This is a genomic window from Accumulibacter sp., assembly GCF_029255285.1.
In the GTDB taxonomy this organism is placed as follows: Bacteria; Pseudomonadota; Gammaproteobacteria; order Burkholderiales; family Rhodocyclaceae; genus Accumulibacter.
On the sequence record NZ_JAPUVI010000047.1, the window covers coordinates 1 to 17,319 of the forward strand.

The 17,319-nt window shown below is 63.1% G+C and carries 8 protein-coding genes; 5 read left to right on the forward strand and 3 right to left on the reverse strand.

Annotation, left to right across the window (positions count from 1 at the left end; genetic code table 11):
* The 4 genes from Q1M07_RS06960 to Q1M07_RS06975 form a co-directional block, all read left to right on the forward strand.
* Positions 1-567, forward strand: a 567-nt coding sequence (locus Q1M07_RS06960; protein ID WP_300452410.1) for a PRTRC system protein D, incomplete at its 5' end; no start/stop codon positions are given.
* Complete coding sequence (locus Q1M07_RS06965) at positions 564-842, forward strand: hypothetical protein (RefSeq protein ID WP_300452412.1); 279 nt, start codon at positions 564-566, stop codon at positions 840-842. The genes Q1M07_RS06960 and Q1M07_RS06965, both read left to right, overlap by 4 nt.
* Before the next feature lie 43 nt (positions 843-885).
* On the forward strand, positions 886-1,323 hold the full coding sequence (locus Q1M07_RS06970; RefSeq protein WP_300452414.1) for a CFI-box-CTERM domain-containing protein: 438 nt from the start codon (positions 886-888) through the stop codon (positions 1,321-1,323).
* On the forward strand, positions 1,221-1,865 hold the full coding sequence (locus Q1M07_RS06975; protein ID WP_300452416.1) for a PD-(D/E)XK nuclease family protein: 645 nt from the start codon (positions 1,221-1,223) through the stop codon (positions 1,863-1,865). The genes Q1M07_RS06970 and Q1M07_RS06975 overlap by 103 nt, the downstream gene beginning before the upstream one ends.
* 55 nt (positions 1,866-1,920) lie before the next feature.
* On the opposite strand, the gene Q1M07_RS06980 is transcribed toward Q1M07_RS06975, so the two are convergent.
* The 3 genes from Q1M07_RS06980 to Q1M07_RS06990 form a co-directional block, all read right to left on the reverse strand.
* Positions 1,921-5,421: a YhaN family protein gene (locus Q1M07_RS06980; RefSeq protein ID WP_300452418.1), complete on the reverse strand. Its 3,501-nt coding sequence runs from the start codon at positions 5,419-5,421 to the stop codon at positions 1,921-1,923.
* Positions 5,418-6,686 (reverse strand): DNA repair exonuclease, encoded by a 1,269-nt coding sequence (locus tag Q1M07_RS06985; RefSeq protein ID WP_300452420.1) that lies wholly within the window; start codon positions 6,684-6,686, stop codon positions 5,418-5,420. Before Q1M07_RS06985 ends, Q1M07_RS06980 begins: the two co-directional genes overlap by 4 nt.
* Positions 6,687-6,857: 171 nt before the next feature.
* On the reverse strand, positions 6,858-8,756 hold the full coding sequence (locus Q1M07_RS06990; protein ID WP_300452422.1) for a phospholipase D-like domain-containing protein: 1,899 nt from the start codon (positions 8,754-8,756) through the stop codon (positions 6,858-6,860).
* A gap of 397 nt (positions 8,757-9,153) precedes the next feature.
* On the opposite strand from Q1M07_RS06990, the gene Q1M07_RS06995 reads away from it, so the two are divergent.
* Positions 9,154-17,298: a SpvB/TcaC N-terminal domain-containing protein gene (locus Q1M07_RS06995; RefSeq protein ID WP_300452424.1), complete on the forward strand. Its 8,145-nt coding sequence runs from the start codon at positions 9,154-9,156 to the stop codon at positions 17,296-17,298.
* Positions 17,299-17,319 lie beyond the last annotated feature (21 nt).

Below are 17,319 nucleotides of genomic sequence, written 5' to 3' on the forward strand. Positions count from 1 at the left end.
TTCGCCTCCGAGCACCAGAAGATGGCGATCATCGGCAACGAGCAGAGCCTGATCATCGACCCCGGCTCGCGTACCTTCGACTGGCTGGTGGCCCGGGGCATGCGCCTCGTGCAGAAGCAGAGTTACTCCTTCAATCGCGGCATGTCGGACGTGCTGCGCCTGCTGGCGGCCGAGATCACCAAGGATATCGGCTCGCCGTATCGGGACTACGACGCCATCGACCTGGCGCTGCGCACGGGCAAGCAGCCGATGATCTTCCAGAAGCCGTATGACATGAAGCGCCTGCTGCCCCTGGCCGAGACCGTCGCCGAGCAGGCCGTGTCGACGATGAAGGAATGGATCGAGGCGCCGCACAGCCTGCAGAACATCATCCTGGTCGGCGGCGGGGCGTTCCTGTTCCGCAAGGCGGTGAAGGCAGCGTTCCCGAAGCACCGCATCCACGAGGTCAAGGAACCGATGTTCGCCAATGTGCGGGGCTTTCAGCTGGCCGGGCAAAACTACGCGAGCAGCAAGATGACCGCCACCGCTAAGGAGCACGTTCAGGGGGCGTCGGGAGAACTCGAATGAGCACCGATACCGTGAAGGACGCCGCGCCCATTCGCCTGGTCTTCGTCTTGGCGCGTGCCGACCATCCCCGTCTGTACGACGATCTGATCCAGTTTCAGAAGGGCGTTAAACGAATCAATCGCCTGCGGTTGCTGGCCTACGATGGCTTGCTGGCGCAGAGCGGTGTCTTCGCCGGGATGGGACACGGCTCGCCTCGTCTGCCTTTCGCAAGTAGCGCGCAGGAGGGCAATGGCGCCATTACCAACGACCTCTTCGCGCCGGCGATCGACGCGTGAGGCGGCCATGGGCAAGCGATCACGCCGGTCAGCAGATGTTCGGATGGTCGGTGCTTCGGACCTGGCCCAGATGGGCCGCTGCGAACGGCTGGTGGTGTTCGAGTATCTGCATGGCAGCCGACGCACCGCCCGGCAGCAGCGAGCCAGTGTGCGCGGGGTGGTCGAGCATGAGCGCTTCTATCGGGAAGGCCTGGCGGCTTCTGCACAGGCCGCCCGGAAGGGGCGCTGTTTCATCGCTACCTGCGTGTTCGGCGAGGCCTGGCAGACGGAAGTCCTGCGTCGGTTCAGGGATGAGGCACTGCGACCCAGCGCCTGGGGACGCCGGGTGATCCGCCTCTACTATCGCGGTGCACCGGGCACCTGCGTCGTCCTGCGCCGATGGCCACAAATGCAAATTCCTGTGCGCATGGTCTTGGGGGCGATAGCGACGGGGCTTCGGTGGTGGTCAGGCTTGCGTGGAGGCGGCAAGTGTCGGCGCTAGCGTGGGGCGTCGGTTGCGCCGTTGCCGTCGTAGGCGTGGCGCTTGCCATTGCGCGATGGCGATCAGTTGAGACCGATGCCGCACGGGCTGAGGGGGCCTCACGACCGGCAGCGCTGCGGGATGCCGAGTTGGTCTACATGGAAAAACTGTTCCGGATTTCTACGCCCGTCGGGCTGGTGGCGAAACTTGACCGGGCGTACCGGATGCCCTCCGGGCTGCTCGTGTTGGTGGAGTTCAAGACTCGCTCAAGCAACCAGCCCTTCCTGTCGGACGTGATCCAGTTGTCCGCCCAGAGGCTGGCGGTGATGGGGCAGACGGGGCGGTTGGTGGCGTCGTACGGGTATGTGATGGTGAAGGCGCCAACCCGGCGAGCCTTGCCGATCGCGCATCGTGTCCGATTGATGACCGACGACCAGGTGGTTGCGTTGGTCAGAAGGCGGGAAGACATTCTCGCAGATCGTATCTTGCCCCGTCGGCCCCAGTCTCGGAAGACGTGTCTTTCGTGCGCATTCCGTGGGCAATGCGACGGCCTGATTCCCTGAGCGAAATCGGTGCATCGCTCGACCAGTTTCGCCGGAATCCGGTGGCCACTTTGTGCTACAAGGGGACGAGGGCAAGATGCTCGGCCGGCACATGACGCTGCGCCAGCTCAACCATATGCCGATGGTGCGTGAACACCAGCACTTGGTTCTCGCCAGCAAAATCCGCTAATGCCTCCAGAATGGACCCGGAGCGATCCTCGTCCGAGGTCATCAGAACGTCGTCGAGGATGACCGGCAGGTCGACGCCGGCAGCGCGCCGAAGATCCAGTGCAGCCAAGCGTAACGCCAGGTAGAGCTGGTCAAGCGTACCCTCGCTCATTTCCTCGACGCGGATTCGCGAGCCATTACTGCGTTCGGCTATCAGGGCCGGCTCCTTGTCGGAGTCGTCGCTGATCAGTCGCACCAGTTCGCCGCGCGTCATTCGGTTGAAGTAACTCGAAGCCGCGGTCAACATGGGCCCTTGAGCCCGATCGCGAAACCGCTTGAGCGCTTCGGCGAGGAGCGCATGCGCAAGCCGCGAACGAATCCACGGGGACATGTTGGCGCGCACGCTGGCGGCCGCCCGTTCCATGTCCTCGCGTGCCGCCACGGCCGTGTCGGATCCGTCGATGGCCTCAAGGGCGCGCCGGGCCAATTCCTCGTGCTCGCGGGCGGCCTGCAGATTCGGTTCGAGCTGATTCAGCTCATCCGAAAAGCTCATCTCGTCAGCATCCCTACGCGCGGCATCATAGTCGGCCAGCAGCGTGCGCAGTTCGTCCACGGAGCGCCGTGATGCTTGCGCCAACTGCGAGTTTGAGCGATCGACTTCGTTCTGTGCTTCCCGCTTGCGCCGCGACTGCTCCTCGGCTTCTGGCAGCTGACTCGCCGACTCGACGCCAGCGGCGAGGCACAGGGCTGACAGGACTTGCTGATGCCGCTCACCGGTATCCTCATGCTCGCGCTGCGTTTTTTGTGCCGCCTCCAGCGCTTGCTGCGCCAGGGTGCGCTCGGTCTGGACTGCCTCGGCAGCGTTTAGGCGCGCGAAGACCTGCTCGACATACAAACGAAGATCCGCAGGCTCGGGGCCACCAAGCACCTGCCAGATCGCCTTGGCAGCGTCGTCGAGGAGGGTGAGCGCCTGGCTGGCCCGGCGCTCTTTAGATTGAGCCGCGGCGAGCCGATCTTTGGCTTCCGAGAGATCTTCGAATTCACCCATGCGCGCCCGGGCGACGGCGACCGTCGTATCTTCGGGCAGCAGCAAGCCGGCGAGTGCGGGCTTCAAGGCATCCTTGGCGGCGAGCAGGGCCGTGGTCAACTCGTTCTCGCGGGTGGCATTCTTCTGGAGCTGCCGTTCGCGTTCGAGCCGCTTCCCAGCGGCCCGGTTGATCGCCGTTTCGCGCTGGTTGATTTCCGCATCTACGTCGGATGCCGTCGCCAACAGTGTGCTGAGTCGTGCATCCTCGGTAGGCGCGGCGAGTCCGGTACCGACAATTGCTGCGCGCAACTGGCTTGCCAGCGCCCGCTCAGTGGCTTGAACCTGCGCAAACTCGTCGAGCTTGGACTGCAGCGTCTCGCATACGGCCCGTGCGGCAGGCAACAAGGCCTGCCAGTCACGCAGGGCTGCCGGCGACAGGTTCGGCAGATCTGCCCCGGCAATGGTCTGATGCCAAGTCACCTGCCGGGACGCTTCGTCCCCGTCCAGTTCTTCGAGCTGATCCTTGAGATCGCGGCAGTCCCTCTCCAAGGTCTCGATCTGCCGCTTGCTCGACTGGAGCGCAGCAGCACGTTCTGTGTCACTGGCCAACTCGTCGATGAGGCTATCGGCCTCAATTACCGCGTCCTCGTAAGCTGCTGGGAGCGGCTTGCCGCTGTTAAGGGCATCGGTGGGAGACTCCGCGCCATCGATGTAGATCTGGCGTACCCGCACCCACTCGGCGTCTCGATGGGAGCGTGCCTTGTCGACATCATCCCGCGTGGGGACCTCTCCTTTCGCGAGCAGACGATCGCGCTGAGCGACTTCGTTGCATAGCGCCTCGGAAACCTGGCCGATTCGCTTCTCGAGCTCGCCGTGCCGCGTTGCATAGGCATTTTCCTGCTTCATCGCGGCGTCGATCTGCGCATCGAGCAGTGGCCGTACCCTGCGCAGGGCCGCTTCGTCCGCCAAGCCGGCGGTTTCCAATCCGTTGGCCACCGCGCGCTGTGCGGCCTTGATTTCAGCGGGAAGCGCAGCCAGCCGCTTGAGATCGGCGTTGCTACGCGCGAGTTCGGCCTGGGCGATGCGAAGCACCGTTCGGCATTCCGGGGACGGCAGTGCTTCGGCTGTCGATTCCTCGGCGTCTAGGGTCTGACGCCCGGATTCCTGATGCTGTCCAAGCGCCTGCTCGGCGAGTTCGACAGCATGCAGAAGCTGCTCGATCCGGACGCGTTCTGTTCTCGCTGGAGCATGTTCGCTGACCGCCTCGGCGGATCGCGATACGTCGATTCTGGCCGCGAGCCGGCTCACCTGTTCGGTCTCCGTGGCCACGTCGGCAGTAGCCTCGGCCAAATCCCGGCGGTGCTGATCAATCGCCTCTGCGGAGGCTGCCAGTCGCTTCACTGCCAATGCTACCTCCAAGATCGCAGTGTCCGGTTTGAGTTCGTCGAGCCGTTGCTGCTGGCGCATGGCCTCAGCCGAGGCGAGGCTGGCGTTATGCTGCGCATCCGACAGGCCGGACTCTGCGGCGGCGCGCTCGGTCGCTGCGGTGAGCGACAGGAGCGGCACCGACTTCAGGTCGTCGACGATGCGCGACGCATGTTCCAGCGCGCGGAGCACCGGCGCTACGGCACGCAGTTCCTTGATCAGAAGCAACTGGGCATTCAGTTCCCGACGGCGCGCCTCAAGCGCGGCGACGTTGGCTGCCGCCGCCTGATGCTTCTTGAAGACATCGGCCCAATGCGCCGGCCTTACCAAGGCCTGCTTGTACTCACCATGGCGTTCTTCGTAGGCCTTGATCGCTTCGTTGATGCGTGCGTTCTTTCCTCGCGCGCCGGGCATGAAGAACTTGCGCGCGGAGGCATCCAGACGATCAAGGACTTGTGGGATGCTGCGAACACCAGCGCTCGCTTCGAAGAGGGCGGCTCCGACGTCACCTTCGCCTTTGAGGAGTGCCTGACCGCCTTCCCGTAGCCGGCGATGGTCGAGCCCGAACATTGAGTCGTACTCTTCCTTGCGAAGCCCGCCGTTCAGAAGGATCTCGACATCCGGCGGAACGGGCGTTTCTAAGGCCAAGCCTTCCCGCGCGAAGTCAGCGAAGAATAGCGTCGCGCCCCGGCCCTTGCGGCGTATCAGCGAATACTCGTTGCCCTGGCGATCAACAAACTCGCCACCCACCCGCATGTCCGGATGAGCGTGTATGAAATTGTCCTTGCTGTGTAGGGGGATGCCGAACCGCAAATCCGAGACGGCGCGCAAGGTCGAGGACTTGCCCGCTTCGTTGGGGCCATAGACAAGCACGAGCCCCTGGGTGGTGGTGCCAAAGTCAAGCACGCGGTCGGTGAACGGGCCAAAAGCTTTCAGGTGCAGCCGGCGCAACCTCATTGCGTCTCTCCCTCGGCACCAACACCCGACAACTGCGCAAGCACTGTTGCCTCGGCATCCGCAAGAAACGCGCGCATTGCGTCGGCGTCGTATAAGGCAGGATCGGCGTCGGCGAGCGCGCCCGGAAGGTCTTTCATTTCCGCTACCTGCTGCAAGAACCAAGCTTTGAGCTGCCCCTCGTCCGTACCAATTGCGTCAACCAGCCGAACGACTTCGCCGACCGCATCGGTGCGCCCGGCCGCGGCAGTGCGATCGAGCGGCGACTGCAGGTCGAGGCGGACTTGCTCGATCCAGAGGTCGGCATCGTCCAGGTCTTGGGTCGCCGCCTGAATTGCCGCGGCGATGGAACCGGGCTGCTCGGCCTCCAGGCGATGCAGCACCGACTCTCCGTGGATCAGGAGACGCACTGCATGGAGCCGGTCCCGGGCATCGGCGACGAGTTCGCGCGCTTGACCCATGAAGTGCCTTGCCAGCGCGTCGACCGAAGCCAGCCCCGACGCATCGAGGCGAAACTGATGCCAACGCACCACCTCCAGCGGAATGAACTCGGCAGCAGTGATGACGCCGCTCTCGACGGTCACCAGTTCGCACCCCTTCGGGCCGGTCTCTTTGGCGTGGCGCCCCTGTAGGTTGCCCGGAAAGACAATGCGCGGATCTGACGGCCGGACCACCTCGCGCGCATGCACATGGCCCAGCGCGAAATAGTCGTAGCCCTTCTCGCACAGGGCTTCGACTGAAGTTGGCGCGTAAGGGTCATGGCCCTCGCGCCCGGTCAGGCTCGTATGGAGAATGCCTATGTTGAAGCGCCCCGGCAGCGGGTCGGGATAGAAGGGCACCAAGTCCTCCGGCACCGCACGGTGCGGGAAACTGCGCCCATGGACGGCCACGCCGAGTGCCTCCAGGTCGATCGTTTCGCTCTTGTGAGCGCTAAAGACGTGGACACCTTCGACTTCCGGCAGTTGTTTCGTGATCTGGCTCTCCGCGTCGTGGTTGCCCTTGACCATGAAAACCAGGATGCCGGCACGCCGTAGACGCAGCATCTGTTCGCGGAAAAACAGTCCTGTGCGAAAGTCGGCCCAGTTGCCATCGTAGATATCGCCGGCCAACAATACGAATGCAACACGGTGCTCAAGGGCGAGGTCGACAAGGGCGATCAGCGCCTGACGTGAAGCGCCGCGCAGGCGCTCCACGGGAGCCCCGTCGTAACTGTCCAGGCCGCGTAGCGGACTGTCGACATGCAGATCTGCTGCATGGATGAATTTCACGTCGGATTCCCCCTTGTCGCGCCATCGCCGACTTGATCACGTACGATATCAGCATGAAACGCCAGGGAGTTTACAAGAATCTCGGGCAACCCGAAGGCTTCGAGACTCTCTATGTACTGCGGGTAGCTCAGGCGCTACGGCCAAACATGAGGTTCCCCTGCGAATCCGGTGTCAATTTGACCCGAGATACCTCGCCAGTGACGGAGCCTCGAGGCTCGAGCAGTTCTGCCAGCTGGCGTCGGTGCGAAGGAAACCGCTCCATGGGCGCTTACCATCATGCTTCAGTTCCGCCTGGACGCCGCGGAAACGGTAGTGCTCGTATAGATCGAGCACGTGCACCATGTAGGCCTGCGCCAGCGCAGGATTGCGGCGCACGATCACCAAGTTGTCATCGTTGGCGTAGGAGGCCTTGTAGCCCAGGTTGTGGCTGCCGGTAACCACCACGCAGTCATCCGGAGACAACGGGTCGATCACAAGGATCTTGTCGTGAATGATGGCATTACCCGCGCTCAGCAGTTCGCGTTCGAAATTGCCCGTGATATCGCCTGAATTGAGCGCATTGGCGCGCACGATGTGCACGCCGCTCTCCTCGAACAGCGAGGGCTGGTAGTGGGCGTCTTGTTCGTCGCCGGTATCTTCGCCGCCACCATTGGCACGGTCTTGCGGACTGATATAGTTGGGCATCGCCGTCGGGCTGCTGATAGCGCCATAGACGAGCAATGTGGTGTCCTTGCGGCCCATGTCGATCGCCTCCTGAATAATGCTGGTCGCGCCCTTCACGCTGGGCAGGAAGACCGCGAAAAAGACCGCCTGCTTGGCGTTGCGGATGAGGCCGTACACCTCGTTGAGATCGGGCGGTAAGGCCGGGCTGGTGGAAGGCTTATTCGCCTGACGGGTGTTGGGCGACCTCCACAGCCGCAGGGCTCCCGTGCTGAGGGGCAGTGCGGGCAATGCTTCGGCGTTGGTGTTACGCATCTCCGCACCTTGCACATTGCGCGTTGGCGCCGACGTGGGATCCGGCTGCTCGAAATGCCCCGTGTCGTCACGCAGGTCGTTCCAGTACTGCAGAAACTGTGCAGCAAGTTCGGGTTTCTCTGCCACATAGCAGTTATTGCTCTGGGCGCAGAGGCCGTTCTCGGTCCAATTGGTGCTGCCAGAAAGCACTGCTTGTGGCTTACCGTCCTTGTCGACATAGACAGCGAACTTGTTGTGCCCAATGTGGCCGTTGTTATTGAACATGCGGTCGTGCATTTCGGCAAGGCCGGCACTGTGCATTTCAGTGCGGGCAGGATCGTTCTCCGTGTCCCACTCGCCGGTCTTCTTGTCGAGGCTGGTGTTCGACAGGATCAGATGCACCTTAGGCGCGTGGTTCACGATGAACTGGCGCAGCATGGGGTCGGTCAACTCGTAGAGCGCGAGAAACAGTTCGCCGCCGTCTTTGAGGCGGTTGAACAGGCTCTGCATCAGCGTCGGCAAATCGCCGGCAAGGTAGCTGCGGATCGGGCTGTCTACCTTGACGATCTCAGCCTTCAAGTCGTCCTTGGTCGGTACATGACCCAGGGCTTTTTCCATCGCGCGGCTTAGCCACTGCGTGGAGAGGATGCCGCTGTTGAATGCCGCCTGAACCTCGCCAAAGTCGCCCGTGACGGTGACGCTGGCGGTTTCGATGCCTTCGTCGAGGTAGCCCAGTGGCAGCGGCGTACCGGTGTAGTTCACCTTTTCGGGGGCCGGCACGGGTTGAAGTCCGTCGCGTAGGCGTACCACGGGTCTGATGCGGTACTTCACCACCGGGTCGGCGGGGCGCAGACTGGCCTCGTCACGACGTTGGCGCACCGTGAGATCGCGCCAGGTGAACTTCTGCACCGGCCACACCGATGTGGTCTCGGGCAGCCAGTCGGGGTTAGATTGCCCTTCGAAGGCGACCCACGCTGCCAGTACGCGTTCGGTTCCGTCCGTATAGATGCGCGTGATCTCGAACCCGAGACAATCAGGAATGGACTGATTGACCGTCCATGCCACGTAGGCGACGGCATTATTGGCGTAGGCCTTGGCAGACTGAATCAAAGGCATAGGCTCCTCCAGAATGGCACTATCTTATCGTATGTAACATGCATTGATGCTGATCTCAATTTATGACGGGTTCGTGACACTGTGAGGTCGACTAATCGAATTCCGTTTATGCCAATGATGCGACCAGCGCCAAGTCAGTGCTTGTGGGATCTGTGTAAGTCGTCGCGCAATTGAGGTTTCCTTCACGTCGAACCCTGCTGTCATCGCAAAAGAGACCCGACAGACAGACAAAGGGCATGTCGGCGAAATTGTGCTCAGATATGGGGTTAGGCGATCGGGCGGTGAGCCCACACGCTTCAACAGCAACTTTTTTGCGCTTCGTACGATCTTAGGCTATAAGAAAGTATTGCCCGATTTGAATTGACCAATCGAATAGTCAAAGCTTTGGGAGGTGCCTGTGTTGCAGAACTCCGGGATAGTGAGTCATCCAGGCACCAAAGACGAAAAACAAGACGCTGTGGATCGGGGGCAGGGCGTGCCTCCATCCATTTCTCTCCCCAGAGGCGGTGGCGCGATCCGCGGCATGGGCGAAAAATTCGCCGCCAACCCGGTGACCGGCACCGGCTCGATGTCAGTGCCCATCGCCACCAGTCCGGGCCGCTCTGGTTTCGGGCCTCAACTGTCACTCACTTACGACTCCGGTGCCGGGAATGGACCGTTCGGCTTCGGCTGGGGCCTCTCGCTGCCGTCGATTGCGCGCAAGACTGATAAGGGACTACCCCAGTATTTCGACTCCGTCGAGTCGGATGTCTTCATCCTCTCCGGCGCCGAAGACTTGGTGCCTGTCCTCGTGCAGGATGCGAGCGGCAAGTGGGTGCCAGAAAACCTTCCACAGCGGACGGTCGATGGCAATACCTACCGTATCCGCTGCTACCGTCCGCGCATCGATGGCTTGTTCGCGCGCATCGAGCGCTGGACGAACGCCGCCGACGCGAGCGACGTGTTCTGGCGTTCGATCTCCAAGGACAATATCACCACTTGGTACGGCAAGACCGCCGAAAGCCGCATTGCGGATCCCGTCGACGCTAGCCATATCTTCAGCTGGCTGATCTGCCAAAGCCACGACGACAAGGGCAACGTCATCGTTTATGGCTACAAGCCAGAAGATTCGGCGCGGATTTTCGAGAATGCCAACGGGCAGCCCCTGTCCAAAGCCCACGAGCGTAACCGCAGCGTCGACACGCGCAAGACCCAGCGTTATCTCAAATCCGTCCGTTACGGCAATCGCGTTCCGTATTTCCCGGCACTTAAAGCAGACGCCACCTGGCCCGAGCCGGCCAAGGCGCGCATCACTGACGACGGCAGTGATTCCTGGTTGTTCGAAGCCGTATTCGACTACGGTGAGCACGACACCGACGCGCCAACGCCGCAGGACGCGGGTATCTGGCCCGCAAGACCGGATCCGTTCTCGTCCTATCGCGCCGGTTTCGAAAATCGTACCTACCGGATCTGCCAGCGCGTGCTGATGTTCCACCACTTCCCGGGCGAAGCCGGCGTGGCGCGCAACTGTCTGGTGCGCTCGACCGATTTCACCTACTCGGACGAAGTTGCCCCTACCGATGCCCGCAACCCTGTCTACACCTTCCTGAAGGCAGTTACGCAGACCGGCTACCGCCGCAACAACGGGAGCTACGACCGGCGCAGCCTGCCGCCGGTGGAGTTCGAATACACCGAGCCCATCGTGCAAGAGGCAGTCGAAGAGGTCGATCCGGCGAGCCTAGAGAACCTGCCCGTCGGCTTGGATGGCAGCGCCTACCGCTGGACCGACCTGCACGGCGAAGGCATCCCCGGCATCCTCACCGAGCAGGCCGGCGCCTGGTTCTACAAGCGCAACTGGAGCCCGATCCCGACGAAGCTACCGGACGGCAGCGAGGTCGTGAAGGCGAAGCTCGCCCCCCTCGAAACCGTTGCCCTCAAGCCAAACGTGGCCCTGAGCGGTGGGGCAGAGATCATGGACCTTGCCGGTGACGGCCACCCCGATGTGGTCCTGATGGAAGGCCCCACACCTGGCGTGTACGAACACGACGAGGCCGAAGGCTGGCAGCCCTTCCGCCCCTTCACCTCGCGCCTGAACCGCGACTTCCGCGACCCCAACCTCAAGTTCGTCGATCTGGACGGTGACGGCCATGCCGACGTGCTTATCACCGAAGACGATGCCTTCGTCTGGCACGCCTCGCTGGCCGAAGAGGGCTTCGGTCCGGCCCGCCGCGTCGCACAGGCGCTCGACGAGGAGAAAGGCCCGCGCATCGTCTTCGCCGATGGAACCCAATCCATCTATCTCGCCGACCTCTCAGGCGACGGCCTGACCGACCTCGTCCGCATCCGCAATGGCGAGGTTTGCTACTGGCCCAACCTGGGCTATGGCCGCTTCGGCGCCAAGGTCACGATGGACGGCTCCCCCTGGTTCGACAACCCCGACCAGTTCGACCATAAGCGCATCCGCCTGGCCGACATCGACGGCAGCGGCACGACCGACATCATCTACCTGCACCGCGACGGCGTGCGCCTGTACTTCAACCAGTCGGGTAACGGCTGGAGCCAGCCGCAGACGCTGAAGGTGTTCCCGCGCGTCGATGACCTGGTGAGCATCGTGCCCACCGACCTGCTTGGCAATGGCACCGCCTGCCTGGTCTGGTCATCGCCCTTGCCCGGCGATTCACGGCGGCCAATGCGCTACGTTAACCTGATGGGCGTCAACAAGCCGTACCTGCTTGTCAAGATCATCAACAACCTCGGCGCCGAGACGCACGTCGACTACGCCCCTTCGACCAAGTTCTACCTGCAGGACAAATGCGACAGCAAGCCCTGGATCACGCGGCTGCCGTTCCCGGTGCACGTGGTCGAGCGCGTCGAAACCTACGACTACATCAGCCGCAACCGCTTCGTCACCCGCTACGCCTACCACCATGGCTACTTCGATGGTGAAGAGCGCGAGTTCCGTGGCTTCGGCATGGTGGAGCAGTGGGACACGGAACAGTTCGCCGTCCTCGCCGGCGGCAACGTCCCGGCCGACAACATCGCCGCCGCATCCCATGTGCCGCCGGTGCACACCAAGACCTGGTTCCACACCGGCGCTTACCTCGGGCGCGAGCGCATCTCGCGCCACTTCGAGGACGAGTATTTCCGTGAGCCCGGACTGACCGTCGATACCGCGCGGCCGCTTCTTCTCGACGACACCATCGTCCCATCAGGCTTGACGCTGGAAGAGGAGCGTGAGGCCTGTCGCGCACTCAAGGGCTCGATGCTGCGGCAAGAGGTCTATGCCGATGACGCCGAAAATCCCTGCGCAACGCCCGGGCAGATCCGGCGTGCCCGCACGCCCTACACGGTCACCGAGCAGAATTTCAGCATCCGGGCCTTGCAATCGCGCGGCGCCAACCGCTACGCCGTCTTCTTCACTCATGCGCGCGAGGCGCTCAGCTACCACTACGAGCGCAACCCCACCGATCCGCGCATCCTGCACGCGCTGACACTGGAAGTCGATGACTACGGCAACGTGCTCAAACAAGCGGCCATCGGCTACGGCCGCCGAACGCAGATCCGTGTCGTCGATGAGCATGGCAACGTGCAAGTGGTCGCCAACCCGGGCCTGCCCGCGGAAGGTGCCGACCAGGCAAAGCAGACGACGGCGCTTCTTACCTACACCGAGAACCGCGTCACCAACGCCATCGCGTCGCCCGACACCCATCGCGACCCGTTGCCCTGCGAGGCGATCACCTTCGAGTTGACTGGCTACGCGGCCACTGGGGCCGCCGACAGGTTCCAGGCTTCGGATCTTGTCGAACCGGATCCCGCGAACGCGGGTCGTCTGCGCCACAAGTTCACCGCCCCTGAAGTCGCCTATGAAGCCACAGCCTCCGGCAACCAGCGCCGTCGCCCCATCGAGTTGCTGCGCACGCTCTACCGCCGCGACGATTTGACCGGCCTGCTGCCGCTCGGGGAACTGCAACCACTCGCCCTGCCCGGCGAGAGCTACAAGCTCGCCTTCACCCCCGGCCTGCTCGTGCAGGTCTTCCAGCGGCCGCGCCAGGGCCTGGCCACCGAGCCCTTGCTGCCCGACCCTGCGGCAGTCCTCGGCGGCCAAGTCGGCAACCGCGGCGGCTATCTGCAAAGCCAAGCCTTCAAGGCGGACGGCCGCTTCCCCGCGAGCGATGCCGACGATCACTGGTGGATTCCTTCCGGGCAGTCGTTCTTCAGCACGAACCCGGCTGACAACGCCGTGGCCGAGCTGGCGCGGGCGCGGCAGCACTTCTTCCTGCCCCGCCGCTACCGTGACCCCTTCGGCCAGCACGCCTTCGTCGACTTCGACGCCCACGACCTGCTGATGACCGAGACCCGCGACGCGCTCGGCAACCGCGTCACGGTGGATGTCAATGACTACCGCGTACTGCAGCCGCGCCTAGTCAGCGACCCGAACCGCAACCAGACCGCGGTCGCGTTCGACACGCTCGGCATGGTGGTCGGCACCGCCGTGATGGGCAAGCCGCTGCCCGTGCCGGTGGAAGGTGACACGCTGACCGGTTTCGTTCTCGACCTCACCCAGGCCCAACTCGACGGCTTCTTCAACGCCGCCGATCCGCATGCCGCCGTAGCCACCCTGCTGAGGGATGCCACCACCCGCATCGTCTACGACCTGGACCGCTTCCGTCGCACGCAGCAAGCGAACCCCACAAATCAGACCCAGTGGCAACCCGCCTGCGCGGCCACGCTCGCCCGCGAAACCCATGCCAGCGCACCGCTGCCACCGCAGGGCCTGAAGATCCAGCTCAGCTTCAGCTACTCCGACGGCTTCGGTCGCGAGATCCAGAAGAAGATCCAGGCCGAGCCTGGGCCGCTCGATGTCAACGACCCGCAGGCGCCGATTGTCAACCCGCGCTGGGTCGGCAGCGGCTGGACCATCTTCAACAACAAGGGCAAGCCGGTCCGCCAGTACGAGCCCTTCTTCAGCGCCACACACGAATTCGAATTCGGCGTCATGGTCGGCGTCAGCCCGGTGCTGTTCTACGACCCGGCCGAGCGCGTCATCGCCACGCTGCACCCGAACGACACCTACGAGAAGGTCGTGTTCGACCCCTGGCAGCAGACCACCTACGACGTCAACGACACCTGCGCGCCGCGCCCCGCCCAACCGGGCGATCCAAGACCACCGCAGACCGGCGACCCGCGCACCGATCCCGACATCGGCGGCTACGTCGCGGAATACTTCAAGACGCAGCCCGCGGGCTGGCAAACCTGGCACGCACAACGCATCGGCGGCGCGCTGGGAGCGGACGAGCAAAAGGCCGCCCAACGCGCCACAGCCCATGCCGACACACCGACCACCGCGCATTTCGATGCCCTGGGCCGCCCCTTCCTGACCGTCGCGCGCAACCGCGTCGTCTGTCCCGGCCACGACCTGGATGGCAGCGAAGGCAGCTTCGCCACCCGCGTTGAGCTGGACATCGAAGGGAACCAGCTCGCCGTGCGCGATGCCATCCAGCAAGCCGGCGACCCGCTCGGCCGCATCGTCATGCGCTACGCCTACGACATGCTGGGCACCCGCATCCACCAGATCAGCATGGAAGCCGGCGCGCGCTGGATGCTGAACGACGTGGCCGGAAAGCCCATCCGCGCCTGGGACAGCCGCGGCCACAACTTCACCACCGCCTACGACGCGCTGCGCCGCCCGGTCGAGCAAACCGTGCGCGGCACGATTGCGGAGTCGGACCCGCGTACGCTGAACCGCGACATCCTGGTCGACAAGATCGACTACGGCGAGCCGCCCCCCAACGCTACGCCAGCCCAGGAAGCCGAGGCGCAGCACCTCAACCTGCGCACCCGCATCTTCCGCCACGCCGATTCCGCCGGCATCGCCACCAACGCACGGCTCGACGCCAACGGCCACCCGACCGAGGCCTACGACTTCAAGGGCAACCTGTTGCGCAGTACGCGCCAACTGGTCAGCGATTACACCGCCATCCCGGATTGGCTGCTGAACCCCCAACTCGACACCGAGACCTTCGAGGGCAGCACCTGCTACGACGCGCTTAACCGCCCCATCCAGTCCATCGCCCCGCACAGCAGCCTGACCCGGCCCGGGCATCCCAACAAGTTCAACGTCATCCAACCGGTGTTCAACGAGGCCAACCTGCTGGATCGGGTGCACGTGTGGCTGGAGCGTGCGGCAGAACCCGCCGCGCTGCTCGACCCGGCGAACGAGGCCCCATCGCCGGTCGGCGTCGCCAACATCGACTACGACGCCAAGGGCCAGCGCCTGCTCATCGACTACAAGAACGGCGCCAGCACCTTCTACAGCTACGACCCACTCACTTTTCGCCTCACCCAGCTGCTGACCAAGCGCAAGGCGGCGGACTTCGCCGACGACGACCCGCATCCCCCAGTCGCCGGCTGGCCCGGCAAACAAGTGCAGAACCTGCACTACACCTACGACCCGGCCGGCAACATCACCCACATCCAGGACGACGCCCAGCAGACCGTTTACTTCAAGAACAAGCGTGTCGAGTCGAGCAACGACTACATCTATGACGCGCTCTACCGGCTGATCCAGGCCACCGGCCGCGAACACCTGGGCCAGGGCGGCGCACCCATCGCCCATTCGCACAATGACGCCGGCCGCGTGGGCCTCGTCAGCGCCGATGCGGCCGGGCGCTTCGCCCCCAACGACGGCAACGCCATGGGCACGTACATCGAGGGCTATGTGTACGACGCCGTCGGCAACATCCTACAGATGCAACACCGCGGCAGCGATCCGGCAAATGCGGGCTGGACGCGCGCCTACGACTACCTTGATCCGAGCCTGATCGAAGACGGTAACGGCGGCGCGCTGCTCAAAAACAGCAACCGCCTGACCCGCACCACGCTGAACCCGGCAAGCAACATCCCGCAGCCGGAAAGTTATATGCACGATGCCCACGGCAACATGCTGCGCATGCCGCACTTGGGCGGCGGCCTGCCTGGGCCGAACATGCACTGGGACTACAAGGACCAATTGCGCCAGACCGATTTGGGCGGCGGCGGCGCGGCCTTCTACGTCTATGACGCCTCAGGCCAGCGCGTGCGCAAGGTGTGGGAGAAGGCGCCGGGCCTCACCGAAGAGCGCATCTACCTCGGCGGCTTCGAGATCTTCCGCAAGCACGGCGGCCCTATCGGCGCGAACACCGCCACGCTGGAGCGCGAGACGCTGCACGTGATGGACGACAAGCAGCGCATCGCCCTCGTGGAGACGCGCACGCTCGACACGGCGGGAGACGACCAAGCGCCTAGGCGATTGATCCGCTACCAGTTTGGCAACCACCTCGGTTCGGCCAGCCTGGAGTTGGACAAGGAGGCGCAGATCATCTCCTACGAGGAGTATGCGCCCTACGGCAGTTCAACCTATCAGGCCGTGCGCAGCCAGACGGAGACGGCGAAACGGTTTCGGTATACCGGGAAGGAACGGGATGAAGAGAGCGGTCTCTATTACCACGGGGCGAGGTATTACGCGCCTTGGCTAGCATTATGGGTGAGCTGTGACCCAGTTTGGAAGTTAACTCCATACGTCTATGGGAAACGCAATCCTGTCCGCTTTTTTGATCCGGATGGACGCGATGATCAACCGGGCCTCTTGGATCGGATTCGGCAGTCGGATACTGGTCAGTTTATAGCAGGGGCTCTTGCGGGAACAGCAGCGGCAAACGTTCCTGGAGGTTTTCTTCTGGCGCCTGTGGGACAGGGAACCGGTGTTCTCAAACCACCGACACGTGCATTTCAAGCTGGATTGGGCGCTGGAGAGTTCGCCACCGGCGTAGCACAGCTATTCACTGGAGGCGGAGGCGAAGTCGGCGGTGTTGCGCTGGATGCAACTGGCGTCGGTGCAGTCGCTGGCGTTCCGATCAATATCGCATCTGCGGCACTAATAGTTCAGGGCGCAGGCAATGCCACAGTTGGATTTGGGACCTTCGTGCAAGCGGTACGTCGAGATCCAGAGCCTGCACAATCGCGAACGACGCAGCAGCGCGAAGAGGCACCCCAAGGACAAACGGCAAAGAACACATCGGTGGAAGCGCGGCAACAGCGCGTTGCCAAGAATCAATCGGCTCAAGAAGAGCTAGTAAGAAACCAACAAAAGGAGCTCAAGGAAGCAATTGAGCGAGGTGGAGCGAAGGAAAAGGGGAGGGTCCTCGATGCCCAAGGGACGACTTCGGAAAATATCACTCGCGACACGTTGAACCAAGTTGAGGGTGCAACTGTGCGACCGGACGTTAGGATCGGAAAAGGGGAAGGCTCCGTCATCGATAATGTAGTAACCCGCGGAGGAAAGACCGCATACGTTGAAAGCAAATTGACGATCGCCGAGGTCAACGATCGCATTGTTAATCAGCTGACGAATGCTACCAAGGTCGCACAACCAGGGGATACTGTCATCCTTCAGGTGGCTCGCACTCCTTCAGCCGGTGAGATCGAAAGTCTTCGCAATGCGCTGGGCAGCGATGTGTTTAGCAAGATAAAGATCGTATCCAGCCAGTCCGATTTGTTCAGCGCAGTAACGACCGCACTCAAGTAACGACATGATGAAAGTGAAAAC